Genomic DNA, 22,201 nt, shown 5'->3' on the forward strand with positions numbered 1-22,201 from the left:
TCGTTAAACCACTAACAACAGCGCCAGTACGACCACTGCACCCAGACCCATTGACGCCACATACCAGCGCACCTGGCCATTTTCCGTGAGAACCAGCCCGCGGTTACCGACACGGGTTACCAGCGCCGGCAGGTTCATCACTGAATTCAGCGGATCGCGGTGCAGCAATTTCGCAATGAACAGGTAAGGTTTGACGAAGATCATGTCGTAGAGCCAGTCAAAGCCCCATGCATGGAACCACCAGACCGTAAAGAAGCGGCCTGGGGCACTCTTCGCCACACTGTTCACCAGCGAACGCTTGCCCAGGTAGAGGGCAGCCGCCAGCAGGATGCCGACAATCGCCACGATCCCGGAGGTGATTTCCAGCATCATCTTGCCCTCTTCCCCGAAGTGATTCTCCGGCAGCACGCCCGCCAGCGGCGGCGTAATCAATGCGCCGACAAAGGTCGAGAGCACCAGCAGCACCAGCAGCGGCAGATGATGGGTGATGCCTTTACCGGCGTGCGCCTTGGTTTTCGGCTCACCGTGGAACACGATAAAGATCATGCGGAAGGTATAGAGCGAGGTCAGGAATGCACCCACCAGCCCGGCAAGCATCAGGTTGATGTGGCCATTGGCAAAGGCACCAAACAGGATCTCATCTTTACTGTAGAAGCCCGCGGTCACCAGCGGCAGGGCTGCCAGGGCCGCACCACCCACCAGGAAGCAGACATACACCAGCGGAATGGTTTTACGCAGGCCGCCCATCTTGAAGATGTTCTGCTCGTGGTGGCAGGCCAGGATCACCGAACCGGAGGAGAGGAACAGCAATGCCTTGAAGAACGCGTGGGTCATCAGGTGGAAGATCGCCGCGTCCCAGGCCTGCACACCCAGCGCCAGGAACATGTAGCCGATCTGGCTCATGGTGGAGTAGGCCAGCACACGTTTGATGTCGGTCTGCACCAGCGCGGCAAACCCGGCCAGCAGCAGCGTAACGGCACCAATAATCCCGACCAGATGCAACACTTCCGGCGCCATCAGGAACAGGCCATGCGTACGGGCAATCAGGTAGACGCCCGCCGTCACCATGGTCGCGGCGTGGATCAGCGCGGAGACCGGCGTCGGGCCGGCCATCGCGTCAGCCAGCCAGGTTTGCAACGGCAATTGCGCAGATTTACCCACTGCACCGCCCAACAGCATCAGCGTCGCCCAGGTAATGGCCGTGTCGCCCACCGCCAGTTTCTGCGGGGCCAGCACCATCAGTTCACGGATGTTCAGCGTGCCCAGCTCGTGGTAGAGGATAAACAGCGCAAAGGCCAGGAACACGTCACCCACGCGGGTCACGATAAACGCCTTCATCGCCGCTTTGCCGTTTTCCGGGTTGGTGTAGTAGAACCCAATCAGCAGGTAGGAGCAGAGGCCCACCCCTTCCCAGCCGAGGTAGAGCAGCAGCAGGTTATCGGCCAGCACCAGAACCACCATGCTGGCGATAAACAGGTTGGTGTAGGCGAAGAAGCGCGAGTAGCCCTCCTCTCCCCGCATGTACCAGGAGGCAAACATGTGGATGAAGAAGCCGACACCCGTCACCACCGACAGCATGGTCAGCGAAAGGCCGTCCAGCGTCAGGGTGGCAGCGATGTTGAAATCGCCGACCTGCATCCAGTTCCACAGGTTCTGGTTAAAGACCTGCACCCCGGCCGCGCGCTGGCTTAAGAAATCCATACCCACATAGACGGTGACCAGCGCCGCCAGGCCAATCGACCCGACGCCGACAGTCGCCGACAGGTTTTCCGACCAGCGGCCGCGGGAAAATGCCAACAGCAAAAAGCCGATCAGCGGTAGCAGAACAGTTAAGTAGAGTAAGTTCATCCGCGCATCTCACTGACAGTATCAATATTCAGGGTATGGCGACGGCGATAGAGCTGGAGCAGCAGCGCCAGGCCCACGCTGGCCTCTGCCGCCGCCAGGCTTATCGCCAGGATATACATCACCTGGCCGTCGGCCTGTCCCCAATAGCTTCCTGCCACCACGAAGGCCAGTGCGGCCGCGTTGATCATCACCTCAAGGCTTATCAGCATAAACAGCAGGTTGCGGCGAATCAGCAACCCGGTCAGCCCCAGCACAAACAGGATGGCCGCCAGAATCAGGCCATGTTGTAGAGGGATCATGCTTTTTCCTCCGTTTTTCTTTTCACCGCGTCATTGCTCAGCACGTCGCCGGGCTTCTGCTCACGGCCTACGTGGTAAGCCACCACCAGGCCGGCCAGCAGCAGCATTGAGGCCAGCTCCACCGCCAGCACGTAAGGGCCGAACAGGCTGATGCCTACCGCTTTCGCATCAATGACCTGGCCGTCAATGCCCTGGTCGTTGATGGTGCGGATGGCGTAAATCAGCACCGCCAGCAGCAGCAGTGACAGAATACCGGGCCCGACCCAGGCTGAGGGTTTCAGCCAGGTACGCTCCTGCTCCTGTACCGAGTTGCCGAGGTTAAGCATCATCACCACGAATACGAACAGCACCATAATGGCCCCGGCATACACGATGATCTCCAGTGCGCCCGCAAAGTACGCGCCCAGTGAGAAGAACACCGCGGCAATCGCCAGCAGGGAGATAATCAGGTACAGCAGGGCATGCACGGGGTTGGTGTGCGAGATGACGCGGATGGTCGCGACCACGGCCACCAATGCGGCGATATAAAAGGCGTATTCCATGCTTGCGGGCTCCTTAAGGCATCAGGCCTTTGACGTCGATCGGCTTGGCTTCATTTTCCGCATCGCCTTTCGCTTTGCCGTCAATTGCCATACCGGCCATCCGGTAGAAGTTATATTCCGGATATTTACCCGGCCCGGAGATCAGCAGATCCTCTTTCTCATACACCAGATCCTGGCGCTTGAACTCGCCCAGCTCGAAATCCGGCGTCAGCTGGATGGCAGTGGTCGGGCACGCCTCTTCACACATGCCGCAAAAGATGCAGCGGGAGAAGTTGATGCGGAAAAATTCCGGGTACCAGCGTCCGTCTTTGGTCTCTGCTTTTTGCAGGGAAATACAGCTGACCGGGCAGGCGACCGCACACAGGTTACAGGCTACGCAACGCTCCTCGCCGTCCGGATCGCGCGTCAGCACGATGCGGCCACGGTAGCGCGGCGGCAGGTAAACCGGCTCTTCCGGATACATCTGGGTTTCACGCTTACTGAACGCGTGCAGCCCGATCATCCAGATACTGCGTAGCTGGGTGCCGAAACCAACCACTAACTCTTTCAATGTCATGGTTCATTCACCCCTTATTGAGCGTTGTACAAAATAACCGCGGCCGTCGCCAGCAGGTTCAGCAAGGTCAGCGGCAGACAGACTTTCCAGCCGAATGACATCACCTGGTCATAACGCGGACGCGGCAGGGCCGCACGGATCAGGATAAACATCATCATGAAGAAGGCCGTTTTCAGCGCGAACCAGATAAACGGCGGCAAGAACGGGCCTTGCCAGCCGCCGAAGAACAACGTCACAATCAGGGCAGAAACCGTCACGATCCCAATATATTCCCCGACAAAGAACAGCCCGAACTTCATGCCGGAATATTCAATGTGGTAACCGTCCGCCAGTTCCTGCTCGGCTTCCGGCTGGTCAAACGGGTGACGGTGACACACGGCTACCCCGGCTATCGCAAAGGTCACGAAGCCGAAGAACTGCGGAATGATGTTCCACACGTGTGCCTGGTCATTAACGATGTCGGCCATATTGAATGACCCCGCCTGTGCCACCACGCCCATCAGCGACAGCCCGAGGAACACTTCGTAGCTCAGGGTCTGGGCAGAGGCACGCATCGCCCCCAGCAGCGAGTATTTGTTGTTACTCGACCAGCCGGCGAACAGCACGGCGTACACCGTCAGGCCGGCCATCATCAGGAAGAACAGGATCCCGATATTCAGGTTGGAGACCGCCCAGGTCGGGCTGACCGGCACAATGGCGAAGGCCAGCAGCAACGAGGTAAACGCGATCATCGGGGCCAGGGTGAAGATCACCCGGTCGGTGAACGGCGGTACCCAGTCCTCTTTGAAGAACATCTTGATCATGTCGGCCACCAGCTGGAGCGACCCGCCCCAGCCGACACGGTTTGGCCCGTAACGGTTCTGGAACAGGCCGAGCAGGCGGCGTTCACCGAAGCTCATAAAGGCACCGCAGGAGACCACCACCAGCAGAATCACCACCGCCTTCAGGATGGCGATCAGGACATCGATCACCTCAGAGGTAAACCAACTCATAATGCCGCCTCCCGCAGATTTTCAACCGTTGCCCCGGCCAGGATAGGCGGGATACCCGGCAACCCCAGCGGCAGGCCAAGCTGCCCCTGGCTGAGTGTCTCACTCAGGCGTACCGGCAGGCGCAGGCGCTGGCCGGCGCAGGTGAATTCCACCAGCGCACCGGGGTTGACGCCCAGACGGGCCACGTCGTCGCGGCTGACCATCACATACGGTTGCGGCATCCGTTGCTGGATAACCGGCGCGCGCTGTGACAGCTCTTCACTGCCGAACAGATGATAGTAAGGGGCCACGCGCCACTGACCGGCAACCGCCGGAACGGCGGCCGGGACATCGCGGAACCAGTCGAGGCTGCCCTCCCCTGCTTCGATCAGGCGCACACCCGGATCGCCGTGGCGCAGGTGGCCGCCCACTTCGTCCTGGAACTTGTTCCAGGCCTGCGGGGAGTTCCAGCCCGGTGCCCAGGCAAACGGCACCTGGTTACGGTCGGCCAGCGGGTTGTTGTTCCCTTCCATTGAGAAGGCAAACATGGTGTCACGGTCAACCGGCTGACGCGGCTCATGCACGTTGATATTGGCGCGCATCGCCGTACGGCCGCTGTAACGGTGCGGGGAACGGGAAAGCTTCTGCCCGCGGATGCGGAAAGAGGCATCCGGCGCGGCATCACGGATGGCGCTGAGTTGCGGCAGCGCGGTGACGCAGGCGGCAATCACATCATCGAGCTGCGTCCAGTCCACCTGGCGGCTGGTATAGACTGAATGCAGCGAGTGCATCCAGCGCCAGCTCTCCAGCATCGCCACGCTGTGATCGTAATACGCCGGATCATAAACCTGGAAGAAGCGCTGGGCGCGGCCTTCCTGGTTCACCAGCGTGCCGTCACTCTCGGCAAAACTGGCGGCCGGGAGAATCAGCGTCGCTTTATCCATCAGCGCCGTATGCTGGTGATCGGCCACAATCAGGTTGCTGACGTTTGCCAATGCGGCATCCACACGGTCAGCGGCGGCATGGCGGTAGAGATCGTTCTCCATCACGATGGCGCTGTCTGCATGGCCGTTCGCCAGCAGCGCCAGCGCGTCGTCAAGCGACCCGCCGCCCATCAGGGCCAGGCCCATGCTGTTGGCGGCCGAGGCCACGAAGGTGATGCCGACATTGCTGCCGCGGGTTTTCAGTGCACGGGCCACGTTCGCCGCAGCGGCAATCACCGCATCACTGCCTGCATTGCTGCCGGTGATGATCAGCGGTTTCTGCGCACCGGCCAGGGCCTGCACGATCACGTCCAGTTTGCCTTTCAGGCCGTCAGCGAGATCGGTGACCGCCGGGGCGCTGTCGTCCAGTGCATGGGCGATGGCAAAACCGAGGCGCGCCTGCTCTTCCACCGGGGCACGGTAGCTCCAGGCAGCGATATCATCCATTTTGGTGCTGTCGACGCTGGTCATAAACAGCGGGTGTTTGGCGTGCTGGCCGATGTTAAGCACAGCAGCAATCTGCCAGTCAGCCACGCGCTGGGCGGCGGCCATCTGGCGCGCTTTGCCTTTCACGGCCTGACGGACGGAAAGCGCAATACGCGCGCCGGTCTGGGTCAGATCCTCACCCAGAATCAGCACGGCGTCATAGCTCTCAATCTCGCGCAACGACGGCGTATGTACGCCGCTGTTTTGCAGGATGTTCAGCATCATTTTCAGCCGCGCCTGTTCCTGCGCCGCAATGCCGGTATAGAAGTTTTCAGCGCCGACCAGCTCACGCAGGGCAAAGTTGCTCTCCAGGCTGGCGCGCGGTGACCCGATACCGATGGTTTTTTTCGCCTGGCGCAGGATATCCGCCGCGCCCTGCATCGCCTGTTCGGCGTTGAGTTCGATCCAGTCATTGCCGCGCCGCTGGCGGGGATGTTTGGGGCGATCTTTCAGGTTCACGTACCCGTAGCCAAAGCGGCCGCGGTCACACAGGAAGTACTGGTTAACCGTGCCGTTATAGCGGTTTTCGATACGGCGCAGTTCGCCGTAACGCTCACCGGGGCTGGTGTTGCAGCCGACGCTGCACTGCTGGCAGATGCTCGGGGCAAACTGCATGTCCCACTTACGGTTATAGCGCTCGGAGTGCGTCTTGTCGGTGAATACGCCGGTCGGGCAGACTTCCACCAGGTTGCCGGAGAATTCGCTCTCCAGAACCCCATCTTCCGGGCGGCCGAAATAGACGTTGTCATGCGCGCCGTACACCCCAAGGTCGGTGCCGTCCGCATAATCTTTGTAGTAGCGTACGCAGCGGTAACAGGCGATGCAGCGGTTCATCTCGTGTGAGATAAACGGCCCGAGATCCTGGTTCTGGTGGGTGCGTTTGGTGAAACGGTAACGGCGGAAACTGTGGCCGGTCATTACCGTCATATCCTGCAGATGGCAGTTGCCGCCCTCCTCGCAGACCGGGCAGTCATGCGGGTGGTTGGTCATCAGCCATTCAACGACGCTCTCACGGAAATCCTTCGCTTCTTTATCATCAATGGAGATAAAGGTGCCGTCCGATGCGGGTGTCATACAGGACATCACCAGGCGGCCACGGGTATCTTCCGCATTTTGGTACTGCTTGACCGCACATTGGCGGCAAGCGCCGACGCTTCCCAGCGCCGGATGCCAGCAAAAATAAGGAATATCGAGGCCAAGGGAGAGGCAAGCCTGCAACAGGTTGTCCGCTCCGTCTACTTCGTATTCTTTGCCGTCTACATGAATCGTAGCCATAGTCAGCATGCTTCCACGAGGCCCGTGCAGGCACGGGCGTTAATCAAAAATTCTATAGGGCGCGGGCGGGATAACCTCCCCGCCTCTGCGGCGGCAATCAAAAACGCTGCTTCAGCAGGTTATTGCTCTGGATGCCATTGATGGCATGTGCATTGCTGAAATGCTGCTTGGCGATGCCCGCCTCAAATTCGTCCCGGAAATATTTAATCGCGCTTTGCAGCGGCTCCACGGCCCCCGGCGCATGGGCGCAGAAGGTTTTACCGGGGCCAAGGAAGCGGCAGAGCTGCTCCAGCGTTTCGATGTCGCCGGGCTGGCCTTCGCCGCGCTCCAGCGCCCGCAGGATTTTGACGCTCCACGGCAGGCCATCACGGCACGGTGTGCACCAGCCGCAGGATTCACGGGCAAAAAACTCTTCCAGGTTGCGCACCAGCGACACCATGTTGATCTCGTGGTCGACCGCCATCGCCAGTGCCGTCCCCAGACGGCTGCCGGCTTTACCGATGCTTTCAAAGTCCATCGGCAGGTCAAGGTGGTCAGCGGTCAGGAAGTCCGTCCCCGCCCCGCCCGGCTGCCAGGCTTTGAATTTCAGCCCGTCACGCATCCCCCCGGCGTAATCTTCGAGGATTTCACGTGCGGTGATGCCGAACGGCAGCTCCCAGACGCCCGGATTTTTAACCCGGCCGGAGAAGCCCATCATTTTGGTGCCCGCATCTTTGCTTTTGCCGCCGGTAATGCCCTGATACCACTCCACGCCGTGTTCGACGATGGCCGGCACGTTGCACAGCGTTTCCACGTTGTTCACGCAGGTGGGTTTGCCCCACACCCCGGCAGAGGCCGGGAACGGCGGCTTGGAGCGCGGGTTCGCGCGGCGCCCTTCCAGGGAGTTGATCAGCGCCGTCTCTTCACCGCAGATGTAACGGCCGGCCCCGGTGTGCACAATCAGCTCAAAATCAAAGCCGGAACCCAGGATGTTTTTGCCGAGCAAGCCCGCTTCAGTGGCTTCGGCAATGGCGCGGCGCAGGTTGACGGCTGCCTCAATGTATTCACCGCGCAGGAAGATGTAGCCGCGGTACGCTTTCAGCGCATAGGCCGCAATCAGCATTCCTTCCACCAGCAGGTGGGGCAGTTGCTCCATCAGCAGGCGGTCTTTGTAGGTGCCCGGCTCCATCTCATCCGCGTTACACAGCAGGTAACGGATGTTCATGCTGTCGTCTTTCGGCATCAGGCTCCATTTCAGCCCGGTGGAAAAGCCTGCGCCGCCGCGGCCCTTCAGGCCCGCGTCTTTCACCAGGGTGACCACGTCATCCTGCGCCAGCCCTTTCAGTGCTTTTTCCGCGCCGACATAGCCATTTTTGCTGCGGTATTCATCCAGCCACACCGGCTGTTTGTCGTCACGCAGGCGCCAGGTCAGCGGGTGCTGCTCAGCGGTACGGACGATGGTTCGTGGAGTAAAGCCCGTGGTTGTCATTGATATTGCTCCAGTAGCCCGTCAATATCGTCCGGCTTCAGATGGCTGTGGGTATCTTCATCAATCATCATGGTCGGCCCTTTGTCACAGTTGCCCAGACAGCAGGTCGGCAGCAGGGTAAAACGCCCGTCAAAGGTGGTTTGCCCTGGTTTGATGTTCAATTTTTTCTCGATAGCCGCCTGAATGCCCTGATAACCGGTGATATGGCATACCACGCTGTCGCAGTAGCGGATCACGTGGCGGCCAACCGGCTGCCGGAAAATCTGGCTGTAGAAGGTCGCGACGCCTTCTACGTCACTGGCCGGAATGCCCAGCACCTCGGCAATGGCGTGGATAGCGCCGTCCGGCACCCAGCCACGCTGTTTCTGCACAATCTTCAGCGCTTCAATGGAGGCGGCGCGGGCATCTTCGTAATGGTGCTTTTCATGCTCAATCGCATCGCGTTCAGCCGCAGAGAGCACAAACGGCTCTGCAGCGGCCGGTGCGGCAGCGTTTACCGCCAGCGGTTGGGAGTCTTTATTGAAATCTGTCATCGTTAGCGGTCCACATCTGACATTACAAAATCGATACTGCCGAGGTACACGATCAAATCGGATACCAGGCTGCCACGGATCACCGACGGAATATGCTGCAAGTGCGGGAAGCTCGGCGTCCTGATGCGGGTGCGGTAGCTCATGGTGCTGCCGTCACTGGTCAGGTAGTAGCTGTTGATCCCTTTGGTCGCTTCAATCATTTGCGACGCCTCGTTGGCAGGCATAACCGGGCCCCACGACACTTGCAGGAAGTGCGTAATCAGGGTTTCGATATGTTGCAGCGTGCGCTCTTTCGGCGGCGGCGTGGTCAGCGGGTGATCGGCCTTGAACGGGCCTTCCGGCATGTTGTTCAGGCACTGCTCCAGGATGCGCAGGCTCTGGCGGATCTCTTCCACTTTCAGCATTACGCGGGTGTAGCAGTCACTGTTGCCGTCGCCCAGCGGCACCTCGAAATCGAAGTGTTCATAGCCGGAGTAAGGGCGGGCTTTACGCACGTCGAAGTCGATGCCGGTAGCGCGCAGGCCGGCCCCGGTCACGCCCCACTCCAGCGCCTCTTTGGCGTTATATGACGCCACGCCCTGAGAGCGGCCTTTCAGGATGGAGTTTTTCAGCGCCGCTTTCACATAGCTGTCAAGGCGGGCCGGCATCCAGTTCAGGAACTCGCGCAGCAGGCGGTCCCAGCCGCGCGGCAGGTCATGCGCGACGCCGCCGATGCGGAACCAGGCCGGGTGCATACGGAAGCCGGTAATCGCTTCAACCAGGTCGTAAATTTTCTGGCGGTCGGTAAAGGCAAAGAACACCGGGGTCATCGCCCCGACGTCCTGAATAAAGGTACTGACATACAACAGGTGGCTGTTGATGCGGAACAGCTCAGAGAGCATCACACGGATAACGTTGACGCGATCCGGCACCACAATCCCGGCCAGCTTTTCGACTGCCAGCACATACGGCATCTCATTGACGCAGCCGCCGAGGTATTCAACGCGGTCGGTGTAGGGAATGTAGCTGTGCCAGGACTGGCGCTCGCCCATCTTTTCCGCGCCGCGGTGGTGGTAGCCGATGTCCGGCACGCAGTCGACGATCTCTTCACCGTCCAGTTGCAGGATGATGCGGAACGCCCCGTGTGCGGAGGGGTGGTTCGGGCCGAGGTTGAGGAACATGAAGTCCTCATTTTCGGTGCCGCGTTTCATGCCCCACTCTTCCGGCTTGAAGGTCAGCGCTTCCATCTCCAGCGCTTCTTTCTGCTTGGTCAGCGTAAAGGGATCAAATTCGGTGGCGCGGGCCGGGTAGTCTTTGCGCAGCGGGTGCCCTTCCCAGGTCGGCGGCATCATGATGCGCGTCAGGTGCGGGTGGCCGTCAAAGGTGATGCCGAACATCTCCCAGGTTTCACGCTCATACCAGTTGGCATTCGGGAAGACCTTGGTGGCGGTCGGCACATGCAGATCGCTTTCAGACAGCGCGACCTTGAGCATGATGTCGGTGTTGCGCTCAATGGAAAGCAGGTGGTAGAACACCGAAAAGTCCGCCGCCGGCAGGCCGTGGCGATGGGTACGCAGCCGCTCATCCATGCCATGCAGGTCATACAGCATGACATAAGGCTTCGGCAGCTTACGTAAAAAGGTCATGATTTCCAGCAACTGCTCACGCTTGACCCACAATACCGGGATCCCGGTACGGGTTGCCTGCAAAGTAAAGGCATCCGGCCCAAAACGGTTACGCAGTTCGCCCACGACCGGATCATCCTGGTGATCGCGGGAGTGCCAGGCCGGCTGGGCGAGGTCGTGCGTCGTCAAATCTGTCATATTTTTTCACCACACAAAATGGTCAGGGCGTGCCGGGCGTCGCTGCGCTTATTGTCTTTCTGCTCTGTGCCCTGCACGGCGGCATCGTGTTGCCGGGCGCGCAGAGTGCGGGGTGCAGCAGCCAACGTAACGGACGAATCTGACCGTAGCGTTAAATCTCGTCAGGAGTACGCAGGTTTTTCACTGCAATACGCTCACCATGCTTACGCTCTCTTTCGGATTGCATGTTGGCGCGGTACACCCCCTGGTCACCCACCACCCACGAGAGCGGGCGGCGCTCTTTGCCGATCGACTCCTGCAACAGCATCAACGCCTGCATATAGGCTTCAGGGCGCGGCGGGCAGCCGGGAATATAGACGTCAACCGGCAGGAATTTGTCTACACCCTGCACCACGGAATAGATGTCATACATGCCGCCGGAGTTGGCACAGGCCCCCATAGAGATGACCCATTTCGGTTCCAGCATCTGGTCATAGAGGCGCTGGATAACCGGGGCCATTTTGGTGAACGGCGTACCGGCCACCACCATGAAGTCAGCCTGGCGCGGCGAGGCACGCAGTACTTCCGCCCCGAAACGGGCCACGTCATGCACGGCGGTAAATGACGACACCATTTCCACATAACAGCACGACAGGCCGAAGTTATACGGCCAAAGAGAGTTTTTGCGCCCCCAGTTCACCATGTCATGCAAGGCATGCTCGAGTTTGCCCATGTAGACGCTGCGGTGAACATGTTGCTCCAGGGGATCGGTGACAATCTCCTGTTTTTGGAGGGGGTAACGGTCGTTCTCACCGTCAGGTTCTACGCGGGTCAGCGTATAGTCCATCTTAATGCCTCGCTGTTACTGCGGATGACGTGGGGTGTTGTGAGTTATTGCCTCCGGCCGGCGCCCTTTCGAACGCACCGGTGCCCAGTCCAGCGCGCCGATACGCACCAGATACACCAGGCCTGCCAGCAACACTACAATGAAAATGGTGGCTTCGATGAAACCCGTCCAGCCGCTTTCACGGATGGAGGTTGACCATGCATAGAGATACAGGGCTTCCACATCGAAAATGACGAAAAACATGGCTACCAGATAGAATTTGGCCGAAAGCCGCATTCTTGCCGATCCTACCGGGTCTATGCCTGACTCAAACGGGATATTTTTTCCACGCGCCCGGGCTCTCCCACCCAAAAAATACGCGCCGAGAAGCATGAGCCCGCAAAGCCCGATAGCAACGATAAGGAATATGGCGAACGCCCAGTTATGAGCGATGACTTCAGTGGTTGTTGACATACTCTTAGCTTACTCATCAAAAGCGGCGACGTTTGTTCTGCTCTTTTAACCGGCAGCTGCTGCACCACATCGATTCAAGGGAAGGATTAATAACCACACCAAAACAGGGCCTGAAACACGCTTAAGGCGGTGTTTTACTGTGGGCTTTTTACCCCTTTCTATAACCTTTTGTCAACTTTAACAAAAGTAACTCTATATTATTTTACATGAGTATCATTTTATTAACATCACGTGCGTGTGTCTGTGCTAAATCGTGTCAGTTAAAAAATGAGCATTAACAGAAGGATGTCAAAAGGAGTAAGGAGTCGCGAACAACTATAGCACTCTGTTAAAAAGTTTCTGGGCTTCCTTGTAATAACTGGGGTTATTTTTTTGATCCAGAACACACTTTTAGCATGTTTGGTAAAAAAACAGACAAAATCAGTAATGGATTTACGCTTTTCATAAAAATAAAAACGCTATTTTAAATAATAAGATCAGTGCATGAAGCCTTTTGGGTGAGAATGAAAACCATTCTTATTATTTGCAATAAACAGCAGGCTTTGGGCGAGGGAATCCATCAGAAAAGTGCTAAAAGAAGGGAGTAACAAAGCGGAGAGTAAAAAAACCGATAAAAAAACCAGTTAATGAAGATAACCCGTTCATCCTGAACAGGTTACCTGAATAGCTTTATGCGGTATCAATCATCATCGTCAAGCAGATATTCATTATCCGCACTGGTAGGTGCCTGCGTCGCGACATAAGGCTCATTGCCGTTCTCTACGGCACTGAAAATTGCCATCGCCAGTTCGCTTTCACACTCTGCATTTTTGTACAGACCGTATTGCGTGTCCGGCAGTTTCGGCAAGCCCTCAGCATCGCCCAGCACCCGCAGTTCCGGGCTCATCATTTCAATCGGCCGCGCTGTCACACCTAATCCGGCGCGAACGGCTGCGCGTATTGCGGATAATGTCGAGGCGACATAGGCAATACGCCAGGGAATTCCTGCCTGGTTAAGTAAGTTAATCGCCATACTGCGGTACGGGCTGGGTTCATCCAGCAGCACCAGCGGAACGGCATCGCCGGTCGGGAACTTATAGTCGGCGGCGCAGTACCACAAGGTTGGCGAAGTACGCAGGATGACGTGTGGGTGGTCGTTATCAACTACCGTGGTGACGGCCAGATCGATCTCGTTCTTCTCCAGCATCTCCATCATGAACGGGCTGCGTTTCACCCGTACATCAATCGCGAGTTTCGGATAGACCGATGTGACCCGGTTTAACAGGAAGGGCAAAATAGTGTCTGCCGTGTCATCGGACGCACCGATGGTCATAACGCCCTGGACATCGCTGTACATCAGCGAGGTACAGGCTTCATCATTGAACCGCAGAATCTTTCTCGCGTAACCAAGGAGTTGAATACCGTGTTCAGTCAGCAGCTTATTACGGCCGTGGCGGGCAAAAAGCTCTTTACCCACCAACTGCTCTAAACGCTGCATCTGCTGGCTGACCGCAGACTGTGTACGGCAAACCGCAGCAGCGGCTGCGGCAAAAGTATTCAAATCAGCAACAGCGACAAAGGTCCTGAGCAGATCAAGATCCAGATTAAGTATCGGACGAGTTGCATTTGTCATAGTGTTTTCTTCACTTTTTAGAATCTAATAACAAACTACCCTGGCATTGCGTGTGTAGTATTCACAGAATGCAGAATACCAGATAAGACACTCCCCCACTCAATTCTTAGGGGTAAAAAATCGTTATAATCCGCCAGAATTTTCCGATTCATTAGATTCAAAATAATCCTCCGACCTAAGAATGCGGATTTATTAGAATGAAAAAAACTCCCCTCGTCTGACGTGAGCCTGTCTTTTACAAGATGACCGGATCCTGTGCCGCCTTCCGCCACCTGCTGCTCTTTACAGTAAAGAGGTTACGAAAAATTGTTATAAACATGCAACAGCCCATTATCACGTAAATTATAAAAACCCTGTTCCAAATAGGCTGGACAAAGAAAATCGCCAGGGCGCTAATACAGGCGGTAACTGACTACAGCATTGATTAAGCACCTTCATTAACTTTATTAGTCATCGGATTAATCGCAACAGGATTTATGATAATTTCATCACATTAAAATGAAAATTTCACGATTTCACCTGATACTTCACTCAAATTTATAACAATAATTTTCAATTGTTTTACGCCAAACTAATTCATTGCCTGCGGGTTATCGTTTTATCCGGTAAGCAGACCTTTTTCTGTTGTTTATCTTTCCTGCAATAAATAACACCGGAACTGTGAAGCCGCACAGCCGGCCCTTTTGTCATTTGCCATCCGGAAAAAGTGTTTGGCAACGATAAAAAGGTTTCTTGTTGCACCTCATCTTAGCCTATTGACCACTGAATGTTCCCTGCAATGCCGGTTAATGCAGCCGGCTCCGAGGTGTCAATAATGAATACAAAACGGAAAATAGGATTACACCATTATCTTTCATATGGATCCGGTGATTTCCTGGGTGCCGGAACCACGGCGCTGACGGCTGCCTGGCTGCTCTATTTTTACACCACTTTTTGCGGCCTGACACCCATTGAAGCCACGTTTATTTTTGCGATGGCGCGGGTGCTGGATGCGGTGGTCAGCCCGCTGATGGGCTTTTTAACCGATAATTTCGGTGCCACCTGGCTGGGCAAACGCTTTGGCCGCCGTAAGTTCTTTATTCTGCTCGGCATCCCGATGGTGTTCAGTTACAGCCTGATGTGGGTAGGTGACATGGGCTACTGGTACTATCTGCTGACTTACCTGTTCTTTGATGTGGTGTACACCATGATCCTGGTGCCGTATGAAACACTGGTGCCGGAAATGACCGATGACTTTAAACAGAAAACCAAGTTCTCCGGCGCGCGTATTGCCATGGCCCAGCTCTCCGCCATTCTGGCGGCGTTTTTGCCCGGCATCCTGCTCGGCATTTTCGGTAAAGACAATGCCATCTCCTTCTTCTATGCCAGCCTGGTCTTCTCCGTGATTTGCGCCATCGTCCTGACGCTGGTGTATTGCTTTACCTGGGAGCGCCCGCGTGAGGAGATGTCTGAGGCGCAGTTGCAGGCTGAACGTGCCAACCAGCAGCTGAGCCTGGGGCAGAGCTTGCGCCGCCTGCTTATCGAACTCTCTTCGACGTTCCGTATCCGGATTTTCCGCCAGCATCTCGGCATGTACCTGGGCGGCTATATCGCACAGGACGTCTTTAATGCCGTGTTCACTTATTATGTGGTGTTTGTGCTGATGCAGAGCGCCACCGTGGCGTCTAACCTGATGGGCACAATGGCCATTCTGCAATTCCTGGCCGTTATCGCCATGATCCCGCTCTGTATCCGCCTCGGGCCGGCGCCGTCTTACCGGATGGTCGTCACCCTGTTCGGGATGAGCGCGTTGTCTTATGCCGTGCTCTACTTCAGCAATATGCACGACAGCATGACCGCACTGCTGTTTATCTCCGCGGTGGCGGGCCTGGGCCGTGGCGGCATCAACTATGTGCCGTGGAACATCTACACCTATATTGCAGACGTCGATGAAGTGGTTACCGGGCAGCGCCGCGAAGGGATTTTTGCCGGTATCATGACCTTGACGCGCAAAGCCTCACAGGCCGGGGCTATCATGCTGGTTGGCGTGGCGATGCAGCTCGGCGGCTTTGTTTCCGGCCAGAGCGAGCAGGTGCCGGAAGTGCGCAATACCATCCTGCTGATCCTGAGCGTCGGCACCGTTCTGGTGCTGGCCTGCGGCTTCCTCATCTCGCTGCGCTTCAAACTCAATCTGCAGACCCACAACACCCTGCGGGAAGAGACGCTGAGAATAAAAGAGGCCGGTGGCCCGGCACCGGATCAGATTTCGCCGCAGGCGCGTGCCACGGTGGAGCTGCTGGCGGGTATGCCGTATGAAAAACTGTGGGGCAATAATGACATCGGTTACCAGAGCCGCCAGCGCGCCCGGCAAAACCTGAACCAACGCCCGGTCTGATTCCCTGCCCCCGCTGTAAAAAGGCGGGGGCGTGTTGGCGAGTTATCTTTACGCCGGAGGCAGATACGCGTTATTTAATTTTACCAACAGCACCACTTTCCAAATAATCCTCTGGCCGAACCCGCTTTCAGGTTCGGCTTTGATTATCTGCACCCTTCCCGGCAACCAATTGCACCAAAGCGGAGCGCTACCCTTCAAAAGGCCCGGCGGTCGGAGTACATTGTGCAGATTGCAGTGTTCCACGGTAGGGACACGCTATTCCGGCAAAAGGCTCACTTGTTTATGTCCCCCATCGAAAAATCCAGCAAACTGGACAATGTCTGTTATGACATCCGCGGTCCGGTCCTCAAAGAAGCAAAACGTCTCGAAGAAGAAGGCAACAAAGTCCTGAAACTGAACATCGGCAACCCTGCCCCGTTCGGCTTTGAGGCCCCCGATGAGATCCTGGTGGATGTCATCCGCAATCTGCCGACAGCGCAGGGTTACTGTGATTCCAAGGGGCTGTTCTCGGCGCGTAAAGCGATCATGCAGCACTACCAGGCGCGCAATATGCGCGACATTACCGTGGAAGATATTTACATCGGTAACGGGGTATCAGAGCTTATTGTGCAATCGATGCAGGCGTTGCTGAACCTGGGTGATGAGATGCTGGTGCCCGCGCCGGATTACCCGCTCTGGACGGCGGCGGTGTCGCTCTCCAGCGGCAAGGCGGTGCACTACCTGTGTGACGAAAGCGCGGACTGGTTCCCGGATCTGGACGACATCCGCAGCAAAATTACCCCGCGCACCCGCGGCATTGTGATAATCAACCCGAACAACCCGACCGGGGCGGTCTACAGCAAAGAATTGCTGATGGAAATCGTTGAGCTGGCCCGCCAGCACAACCTGATCATTTTCGCCGACGAAATCTACGACAAGATTCTGTACGATGACGCCGAACACATCTCTATCGCCTCGCTGGCGCCGGACCTGTTAACCGTTACCTTTAACGGCCTCTCCAAAACCTACCGCGTGGCGGGCTTCCGCCAGGGCTGGATGGTGCTGAACGGGCCGAAAAAACACGCCAAAGGCTATATCGAAGGGCTGGAGATGCTGGCGTCGATGCGCCTGTGCGCCAACGTGCCGATGCAACATGCCATCCAGACCGCGCTGGGCGGTTACCAGAGCATCAGCGAGTTTATCCAGCCGGGTGGCCGCCTGGTGGAGCAGCGCAACCGGGCATGGGAACTGATTAATGACATCCCCGGCGTCTCCTGCGTGAAACCGCGCGGCGCGCTGTATATGTTCCCGCGCATTGATGCCAAACGCTTTAATATCCATGACGACCAGAAAATGGTGCTGGATCTGCTGTTGCAGGAAAAAGTGCTGCTGGTACAGGGAACGGCGTTTAACTGGCCGCATCCTGACCACGTGCGTATCGTGACCCTGCCGCGGGTGGATGACCTGGAGATGGCCGTCAACAAACTCGGCCGCTTCCTGGAGCATTACCGCCAGTAACCGCGCCTTTCCGCTTTCTCCTATCAGGGGCCGCCTGTTGCGGCCCCTGCGTATTTGCATCTTCCCCGGTGAATGCGCACAATGAGGCCCTCCCTAGCCGTTGTTGAGAGCGCCCCCATGAGCCAAAGCCATTTCTTTGCCCACCTTTCCCGCCTGAAACTGATCAACCGCTGGCCGCTGATGCGCAATGTGCGGACTGAAAACGTCTCTGAGCACAGCCTGCAGGTGGCGTTTGTGGCCCACGCCTTAGCGGTGATCAAGAACCGGAAATTCAACGGTAACCTCAGTGCGGAGCGCGTGGCCCTGCTGGCGATGTACCACGATGCCAGTGAGGTGATCACCGGTGACCTGCCGACGCCGGTCAAGTATTACAACCCACAGATTGCCCACGAATATAAAAAGATTGAGAAGATCGCCCAGCAAAAACTGCTGGAGATGCTGCCTGAGGAGTTGCAGAACGACTTCCGCCCACTGCTGGATGAACAGTGCTACAGCGAAGAGGAGAAGCATGTGGTCAAACAGGCAGACGCGCTCTGCGCCTACCTGAAATGCCTGGAGGAGCTGTCCGCCGGGAACAATGAGTTTACCCTGGCCAAGGCGCGGCTGGAGAAAACCCTGGCCCTGCGCCATAGCCCGGAGATGGCCTATTTCATGAGCATTTTTGTGCCGAGCTTCAGCTTGTCGCTGGATGAAATCAGCCTGGATAATGCCCTGTAACGGGGTTTAAAACGGGAACAGCCAGGGGATTAAAAACAGGCTGACGCCCATCACCAGCAGGGTGAACGGCACGCCCACCCGCACAAAGTCGCCAAAGCGGTAGTTGCCCGGCACCATCACCAGCGTGTTCACCGGTGAGGAGACCGGCGTCATAAAGGCGGCGGAGGCGGCAATGGCAATCGCCAGGGTGAACGGATAAGGCGACACGCCCATCTCCCTGGCAGCCGCGATGGCAATCGGTGCCATCAGCACTGCCGTGGCAGTATTCGAGATAAACAACCCAATCAGCGCACACAGCACAAACAAACTGAGCAGCATCATCTGCGGCCCGGCGTCCCCGGTGAGCTCCATCAGCCCGCGCACGATCAGGTCAATGCCGCCGGTTTTTTGCAGCGCGACGGCAAAGGGCATCATCCCGACAATCAGGATCAGGCTCGGCCAGTGAATCGCCCGGTAGGCGCTTTCCATATCGATGCAGCGGAATTTGCCCATCAACAAGCAGGCCACCAGCGCCGCTACGGCATTCGGCACCTCATCCGTGACCATCAGGGCCACCATCAGCGCCAGGCAAAACAGCGCATGGGGTGCCTGGCTGACGGCCGGGGCCACCTCATCCACCTCCGCCGGCAGATTCAGCACGATGAAATCGCGGGTCTGTTGCTGAAGCTGGCGGATCAGTTTCCAGTCACCAATCACCAGCAGCACATCGCCCAGCATCAGTTCCTCATCCACCAGCACACCCGGCAGCGCCTCGCCCTGGCGGCGCAGGCCCACCACATTCAGGCCGTAGCGGCTGCGGAACGCGACGTCGCGCAGGCTCTTCCCCAGCAGTTCCGAATCCGGGATCAGCGACACCTCAGCCATGCCCACCGCGCGCGACTGCTCTGAAAAATAGTCACCGCGCAGGATCATCGGCTCAAGTTGCTGCTCACTGCAAAACGTCCGCACATCAATGTCCGGGTCAGCCATGTCCACCAGCAGCACATCCCGCGCCCGCAGTTCAGTGCTGCCGGTCGCGCTGACCATCACCCGGCGGAACTTCCGCCAGCGCTCAATCCCGACAATATTGGCGTGGTACGTTGCCCGCAGGTTGAGGTCATCCAGCGGCCGGCCAATCAGCGGGGAGCCTTCCCGCACCGCCAGACGCCGCGCCCGCCCGGCCAGCCGGTAATCCCGGATCAGGTCACGGAACGTGCGGCGCGCCCACGTCTCCTGCGGTGCCTGCGTGCCCCGCCCGAGCCAACGGCGTGCCACCAGCATGTAAAGGATCCCCAACACTAGCACCACGATCCCGACCGGGGTGACGTCAAAAAACCCAAACCCTTTTACCCCTTCCCGCAACAGCTCGCTGTTGACCACCATATTGGGCGGCGTGGCCACCAGCGTCATCATGCCGCTGATAAGCCCGGCAAAGCTCAGCGGCATCATCAGCCGCGCCGGGTCAGACTTCAAACGCGCCGCCACGCTCAGCACCACCGGGATAAAAATGGCCACCACGCCGGTCGAGCTCATAAACGCCCCCAGCCCGGCCACGGTGACCATCAGCAGCACCATCATGCGGATTTCACTGCTGCCCGCCACCCGCACCAGCCAGTCGCCGAGCTGATAGGCCACGCCGGTGCGCACCAGCCCCTGCCCTATCACAAACAACGCGGCGATCAGGATGACGTTGGGATCGCTGAAGCCCGCCAGCGCCTCATTGACGGTCAGGGTGCCGCCCAGCACAAAGGCCACGATCACCAATAAGGCGACCACATCCATCCGTAATTTATTGGTGGCAAACAGACAAACGGCAGTCAGCAGCAGGCAGGCTACCCAGAAAAGTTGGCCGGTCACGCGATATCTCCCTGGTCAGAAAAAGAGGGCCAGAGCATCGCATAAAAAAACCCCGCGGGTGCGGGGCTTAATCATGTTTACAGCAGATAACCGGGCACTCAGCGGGCAGTGCTGACGGTGATGCGTTCACCCTGTTTCTGCACCTGTAACGCTTCCAGCGTGGTCAGGATAATGTCGACCTGATCCAGTTTCGGTGTGTCAGACGGGGCGTTCACCGCCACCACCCGGCAACCGGCGGCCAGGCCGGAGTGCAACCCGGCCGGGGCATCCTCAACCACCACGCAGTCCTGCGGCGGCAACCCCAGCTTCTCTGCACCCAACAGGTAGGCGTCAGGCTCGGGCTTGCCGTGTTTGACCTGCTCCGCGGTGATAAAGACCTTTGGCGACGGCAGCCCGGCCGCGGCATGGCGCGCATGGGCCACCGGCACCGACCCGGAGGTCACAATCGCCCACGGAATGCCCAGCTCATCGAGCTGGCGCAGCAGGTGTACCGCACCGGGCAGCGCACGCACGCCCTCGGTATCAGAGGCTTCTGTCTGTTCCAGCGCCAGAAACTCCTGCTGGATCGCGGCTTCACTCTCTCCCGGCATAAAATGGCGCAGCGAGGTGATCGCCTGCTTGCCGTGGATAAACGCCAGCACCTCCTCCGGCGACACGCCGCGGCGGTTGGCCCAGTTCGTCCAGGCGCGCTCCACGGCCGGCAGCGAATCCACTAATGTTCCATCCAGATCAAACAAAAACCCTTTGCACTCCAAAGGCATACTCTCTCCCTATCGGTCAGGCATTAATAATTTGCGCGATCTCCACCGCACTCAGATGGTATTGACGCGGGCAGGCGCTCCAGGCGGCCAGCATACGTTGGTATTTGTCCCACATTTTGGTCTGGGCGTTAAAGCCGTGCGTGCCGGCATCGAACTGCACGTAGCGCCCTTCGGTGTGCACCAGAAAACGCACATAGCCGAGGTAACGCGCCTCGGTGGCGGCATCAAAGCCCAGGAAGGCCAGCCGCCGCGGGTCGACATCGCCTTTCTCTTTGAGCAATTCCCAGGAGACCTGGAGCGCGTGGTGCATCTCCATGATGGTGATGATGGTGCGGCATACCTCTTCCGGCAGTGCGCCGAACTCGTGGTCCAGCTCGCGCATCTGCAGGCCGTAGCCGCGCTCAATAATGGTTTGTAAACGGCGGTACCGTTCAGCCTGCTCAGGGTTGAGCATGGCCATCATCTGGTATTGGTTGGAGAGGATAAGGCGCTGGGCGTTGGTCATTTCCATCATGGACTCCTGGGTCGTGGCATCATAATGGCAGCAGCATGGCACACTGGCGCGGCCGGCGGCGAAATAGCCGGCGTTTGTTTGATGCAGGCAGGGTTTTTTCGCCCCTGCCCCGCCTCCTGCCGATCTTTACAGGTCGTCCAGGAAGGTTTTATCCAGTTGTTTAAAGGCGCGCTTGAGCACATCCGCCAGTGTCTGGTAGGTCGGCGTGCCTTCAACCGGTGCCAGCGCCTGGCCGGCTTCCGTCAGGCGCTGACGCACTTCATGGAACCAGTGCAACAGCGTTGGCGGCAGCGGTGTCACCGAGCGACGGCCCAACCACCACAGCCCCTGCATCGGCAGGCTGCAGGCAAACAGGGCGGTGGCAATCGCCGGCCCCAGCTGGCCGCCGAGGGCAATTTGCCAGGTCAGGGTAAACACAGCCAGCGGCGGCATAAACGTTATAGAGAAGCGGGTGGCACGGGCAACGCGGTTTTCAGGAAATACCGGCGCCAGCCGCTTGTCGGCGGGCCAGGTTTTCATATAGTGCTGCCCACGCTGGAAAATCTGAAACCAGCTGACAGAACCGGACGGCTTACTTGTCATACAGCACCTCAACTTCTTTAATAAAGATTAAAAAAAACTTGTAATGCACAAAATAAAATTTAGCACATTCAAATTTATTTTGTCTTTCCCTGGCCTGAACGTTATCCTACCCCGGCCTGTCGGCTGGGCGGCGCACGGGGGCAGTTTTTAGCTGCTTACCGGCGTGTCCTGCGGAGGCGGTTCACCGGGATTGAGTAATTGTTGTACGTTGCTGAACACATTTCGAGCAACATCAGCGATTTTTATTCATTGCGGCGAGAAACGAC

At 57.7% G+C, this 22,201-nt stretch carries 19 protein-coding genes; 3 read left to right on the plus strand and 16 right to left on the minus strand.

Annotated elements, in window-relative coordinates; genetic code table 11:
• Positions 1-3 precede the first annotated feature (3 nt).
• From nuoL to lrhA, 12 genes are all read right to left on the minus strand, one after another.
• Positions 4-1,848 (minus strand): NADH-quinone oxidoreductase subunit L, encoded by a 1,845-nt coding sequence (gene nuoL, locus CYR52_RS09200; RefSeq protein ID WP_072930522.1) that lies wholly within the window; start codon positions 1,846-1,848, stop codon positions 4-6.
• Positions 1,845-2,147, minus strand: a complete 303-nt coding sequence (gene nuoK / locus CYR52_RS09205) for an NADH-quinone oxidoreductase subunit NuoK (RefSeq protein ID WP_072930525.1) — start codon at positions 2,145-2,147, stop codon at positions 1,845-1,847. The genes nuoL and nuoK overlap by 4 nt, the downstream gene beginning before the upstream one ends.
• Positions 2,144-2,689, minus strand: coding sequence for an NADH-quinone oxidoreductase subunit J (gene nuoJ / locus CYR52_RS09210; protein ID WP_072930527.1), 546 nt, complete (start codon positions 2,687-2,689; stop codon positions 2,144-2,146). Before nuoJ ends, nuoK begins: the two co-directional genes overlap by 4 nt.
• Before the next feature lie 13 nt (positions 2,690-2,702).
• Positions 2,703-3,245, minus strand: a complete 543-nt coding sequence (gene nuoI, locus CYR52_RS09215) for an NADH-quinone oxidoreductase subunit NuoI (protein ID WP_072930529.1) — start codon at positions 3,243-3,245, stop codon at positions 2,703-2,705.
• 14 nt (positions 3,246-3,259) lie between these two features.
• Entirely contained in the window at positions 3,260-4,237 is a 978-nt protein-coding gene (gene nuoH / locus CYR52_RS09220) for an NADH-quinone oxidoreductase subunit NuoH (protein WP_072930531.1), read from the minus strand.
• Positions 4,234-6,960 (minus strand): NADH-quinone oxidoreductase subunit NuoG, encoded by a 2,727-nt coding sequence (gene nuoG, locus CYR52_RS09225; RefSeq protein WP_072930533.1) that lies wholly within the window; start codon positions 6,958-6,960, stop codon positions 4,234-4,236. Before nuoG ends, nuoH begins: the two co-directional genes overlap by 4 nt.
• A 97-nt stretch (positions 6,961-7,057) precedes the next feature.
• Entirely contained in the window at positions 7,058-8,428 is a 1,371-nt protein-coding gene (nuoF, locus tag CYR52_RS09230) for an NADH-quinone oxidoreductase subunit NuoF (protein WP_072930536.1), read from the minus strand.
• Positions 8,425-8,961 (minus strand): NADH-quinone oxidoreductase subunit NuoE, encoded by a 537-nt coding sequence (gene nuoE / locus CYR52_RS09235; protein WP_072930539.1) that lies wholly within the window; start codon positions 8,959-8,961, stop codon positions 8,425-8,427. The genes nuoF and nuoE overlap by 4 nt, the downstream gene beginning before the upstream one ends.
• Before the next feature lie 2 nt (positions 8,962-8,963).
• Positions 8,964-10,763 (minus strand): NADH-quinone oxidoreductase subunit C/D, encoded by a 1,800-nt coding sequence (gene nuoC / locus CYR52_RS09240; protein WP_072930541.1) that lies wholly within the window; start codon positions 10,761-10,763, stop codon positions 8,964-8,966.
• A 151-nt stretch (positions 10,764-10,914) separates the two neighbouring features.
• Positions 10,915-11,589, minus strand: coding sequence for a NuoB/complex I 20 kDa subunit family protein (locus CYR52_RS09245; RefSeq protein ID WP_072930543.1), 675 nt, complete (start codon positions 11,587-11,589; stop codon positions 10,915-10,917).
• A 15-nt stretch (positions 11,590-11,604) separates the two neighbouring features.
• Positions 11,605-12,042, minus strand: a complete 438-nt coding sequence (locus CYR52_RS09250) for an NADH-quinone oxidoreductase subunit A (protein ID WP_072930545.1) — start codon at positions 12,040-12,042, stop codon at positions 11,605-11,607.
• Between the two features lie 679 nt (positions 12,043-12,721).
• On the minus strand, positions 12,722-13,654 hold the full coding sequence (gene lrhA / locus CYR52_RS09255) for a transcriptional regulator LrhA (RefSeq protein ID WP_072930547.1): 933 nt from the start codon (positions 13,652-13,654) through the stop codon (positions 12,722-12,724).
• Positions 13,655-14,468: 814 nt separating this feature from the next.
• Between lrhA and CYR52_RS09260 the strand changes: the two genes are divergently transcribed.
• The 3 genes from CYR52_RS09260 (at position 14,469) to yfbR (ending at position 18,242) form a co-directional block, all read left to right on the plus strand.
• Positions 14,469-16,028: an MFS transporter gene (locus CYR52_RS09260; protein ID WP_101828478.1), complete on the plus strand. Its 1,560-nt coding sequence runs from the start codon at positions 14,469-14,471 to the stop codon at positions 16,026-16,028.
• A 282-nt stretch (positions 16,029-16,310) separates the two neighbouring features.
• Positions 16,311-17,525 carry a pyridoxal phosphate-dependent aminotransferase gene (locus tag CYR52_RS09265; protein ID WP_072930551.1) on the plus strand — a complete coding sequence of 405 codons (1,215 nt, stop codon included), beginning with the start codon at positions 16,311-16,313 and terminating at the stop codon, positions 17,523-17,525.
• 117 nt (positions 17,526-17,642) lie between these two features.
• Positions 17,643-18,242: a 5'-deoxynucleotidase gene (gene yfbR, locus CYR52_RS09270; protein ID WP_072930554.1), complete on the plus strand. Its 600-nt coding sequence runs from the start codon at positions 17,643-17,645 to the stop codon at positions 18,240-18,242.
• Positions 18,243-18,248: 6 nt separating this feature from the next.
• On the opposite strand, the gene CYR52_RS09275 is transcribed toward yfbR, so the two are convergent.
• The 4 genes from CYR52_RS09275 to yfbV form a co-directional block, all read right to left on the minus strand.
• A complete protein-coding gene (locus CYR52_RS09275) occupies positions 18,249-20,078 on the minus strand; it encodes an SLC13 family permease (protein WP_101828479.1) in 1,830 nt (609 codons plus the stop codon).
• A gap of 98 nt (positions 20,079-20,176) precedes the next feature.
• Complete coding sequence (locus CYR52_RS09280; protein ID WP_072930688.1) at positions 20,177-20,833, minus strand: sugar phosphatase; 657 nt, start codon at positions 20,831-20,833, stop codon at positions 20,177-20,179.
• Between the two features lie 22 nt (positions 20,834-20,855).
• Positions 20,856-21,350: a YfbU family protein gene (locus tag CYR52_RS09285; protein WP_072930691.1), complete on the minus strand. Its 495-nt coding sequence runs from the start codon at positions 21,348-21,350 to the stop codon at positions 20,856-20,858.
• A 129-nt stretch (positions 21,351-21,479) separates the two neighbouring features.
• Positions 21,480-21,935 carry a terminus macrodomain insulation protein YfbV gene (yfbV, locus tag CYR52_RS09290; protein WP_072930558.1) on the minus strand — a complete coding sequence of 152 codons (456 nt, stop codon included), beginning with the start codon at positions 21,933-21,935 and terminating at the stop codon, positions 21,480-21,482.
• Positions 21,936-22,201 lie beyond the last annotated feature (266 nt).

Origin of the sequence: Chimaeribacter arupi (assembly GCF_002858805.1) — a bacterium.
In the GTDB taxonomy this organism is placed as follows: Bacteria; Pseudomonadota; Gammaproteobacteria; order Enterobacterales; family Enterobacteriaceae; genus Chimaeribacter; species Chimaeribacter arupi.

What these genes read in the sequence shown, in the direction of transcription:
- nuoC (WP_072930541.1), bottom strand. Translation starts at nt 10,763, where the DNA reads ATGACAGATTTGACGACGCACGACCTCGCCCAGCCGGCCTGGCACTCC.
- nuoG (WP_072930533.1), bottom strand. Translation starts at nt 6,960, where the DNA reads ATGGCTACGATTCATGTAGACGGCAAAGAATACGAAGTAGACGGAGCG.
- nuoE (WP_072930539.1), bottom strand. Translation starts at nt 8,961, where the DNA reads ATGACAGATTTCAATAAAGACTCCCAACCGCTGGCGGTAAACGCTGCC.
- yfbR (WP_072930554.1), top strand. Translation starts at nt 17,643, where the DNA reads ATGAGCCAAAGCCATTTCTTTGCCCACCTTTCCCGCCTGAAACTGATC.
- nuoH (WP_072930531.1), bottom strand. Translation starts at nt 4,237, where the DNA reads ATGAGTTGGTTTACCTCTGAGGTGATCGATGTCCTGATCGCCATCCTG.
- CYR52_RS09285 (WP_072930691.1), bottom strand. Translation starts at nt 21,350, where the DNA reads ATGGAAATGACCAACGCCCAGCGCCTTATCCTCTCCAACCAATACCAG.
- nuoL (WP_072930522.1), bottom strand. Translation starts at nt 1,848, where the DNA reads ATGAACTTACTCTACTTAACTGTTCTGCTACCGCTGATCGGCTTTTTG.
- lrhA (WP_072930547.1), bottom strand. Translation starts at nt 13,654, where the DNA reads ATGACAAATGCAACTCGTCCGATACTTAATCTGGATCTTGATCTGCTC.
- CYR52_RS09265 (WP_072930551.1), top strand. Translation starts at nt 16,311, where the DNA reads ATGTCCCCCATCGAAAAATCCAGCAAACTGGACAATGTCTGTTATGAC.
- yfbV (WP_072930558.1), bottom strand. Translation starts at nt 21,935, where the DNA reads ATGACAAGTAAGCCGTCCGGTTCTGTCAGCTGGTTTCAGATTTTCCAG.
- CYR52_RS09245 (WP_072930543.1), bottom strand. Translation starts at nt 11,589, where the DNA reads ATGGACTATACGCTGACCCGCGTAGAACCTGACGGTGAGAACGACCGT.
- nuoJ (WP_072930527.1), bottom strand. Translation starts at nt 2,689, where the DNA reads ATGGAATACGCCTTTTATATCGCCGCATTGGTGGCCGTGGTCGCGACC.
- nuoF (WP_072930536.1), bottom strand. Translation starts at nt 8,428, where the DNA reads ATGACAACCACGGGCTTTACTCCACGAACCATCGTCCGTACCGCTGAG.
- CYR52_RS09250 (WP_072930545.1), bottom strand. Translation starts at nt 12,042, where the DNA reads ATGTCAACAACCACTGAAGTCATCGCTCATAACTGGGCGTTCGCCATA.
- CYR52_RS09260 (WP_101828478.1), top strand. Translation starts at nt 14,469, where the DNA reads ATGAATACAAAACGGAAAATAGGATTACACCATTATCTTTCATATGGA.
- nuoI (WP_072930529.1), bottom strand. Translation starts at nt 3,245, where the DNA reads ATGACATTGAAAGAGTTAGTGGTTGGTTTCGGCACCCAGCTACGCAGT.
- nuoK (WP_072930525.1), bottom strand. Translation starts at nt 2,147, where the DNA reads ATGATCCCTCTACAACATGGCCTGATTCTGGCGGCCATCCTGTTTGTG.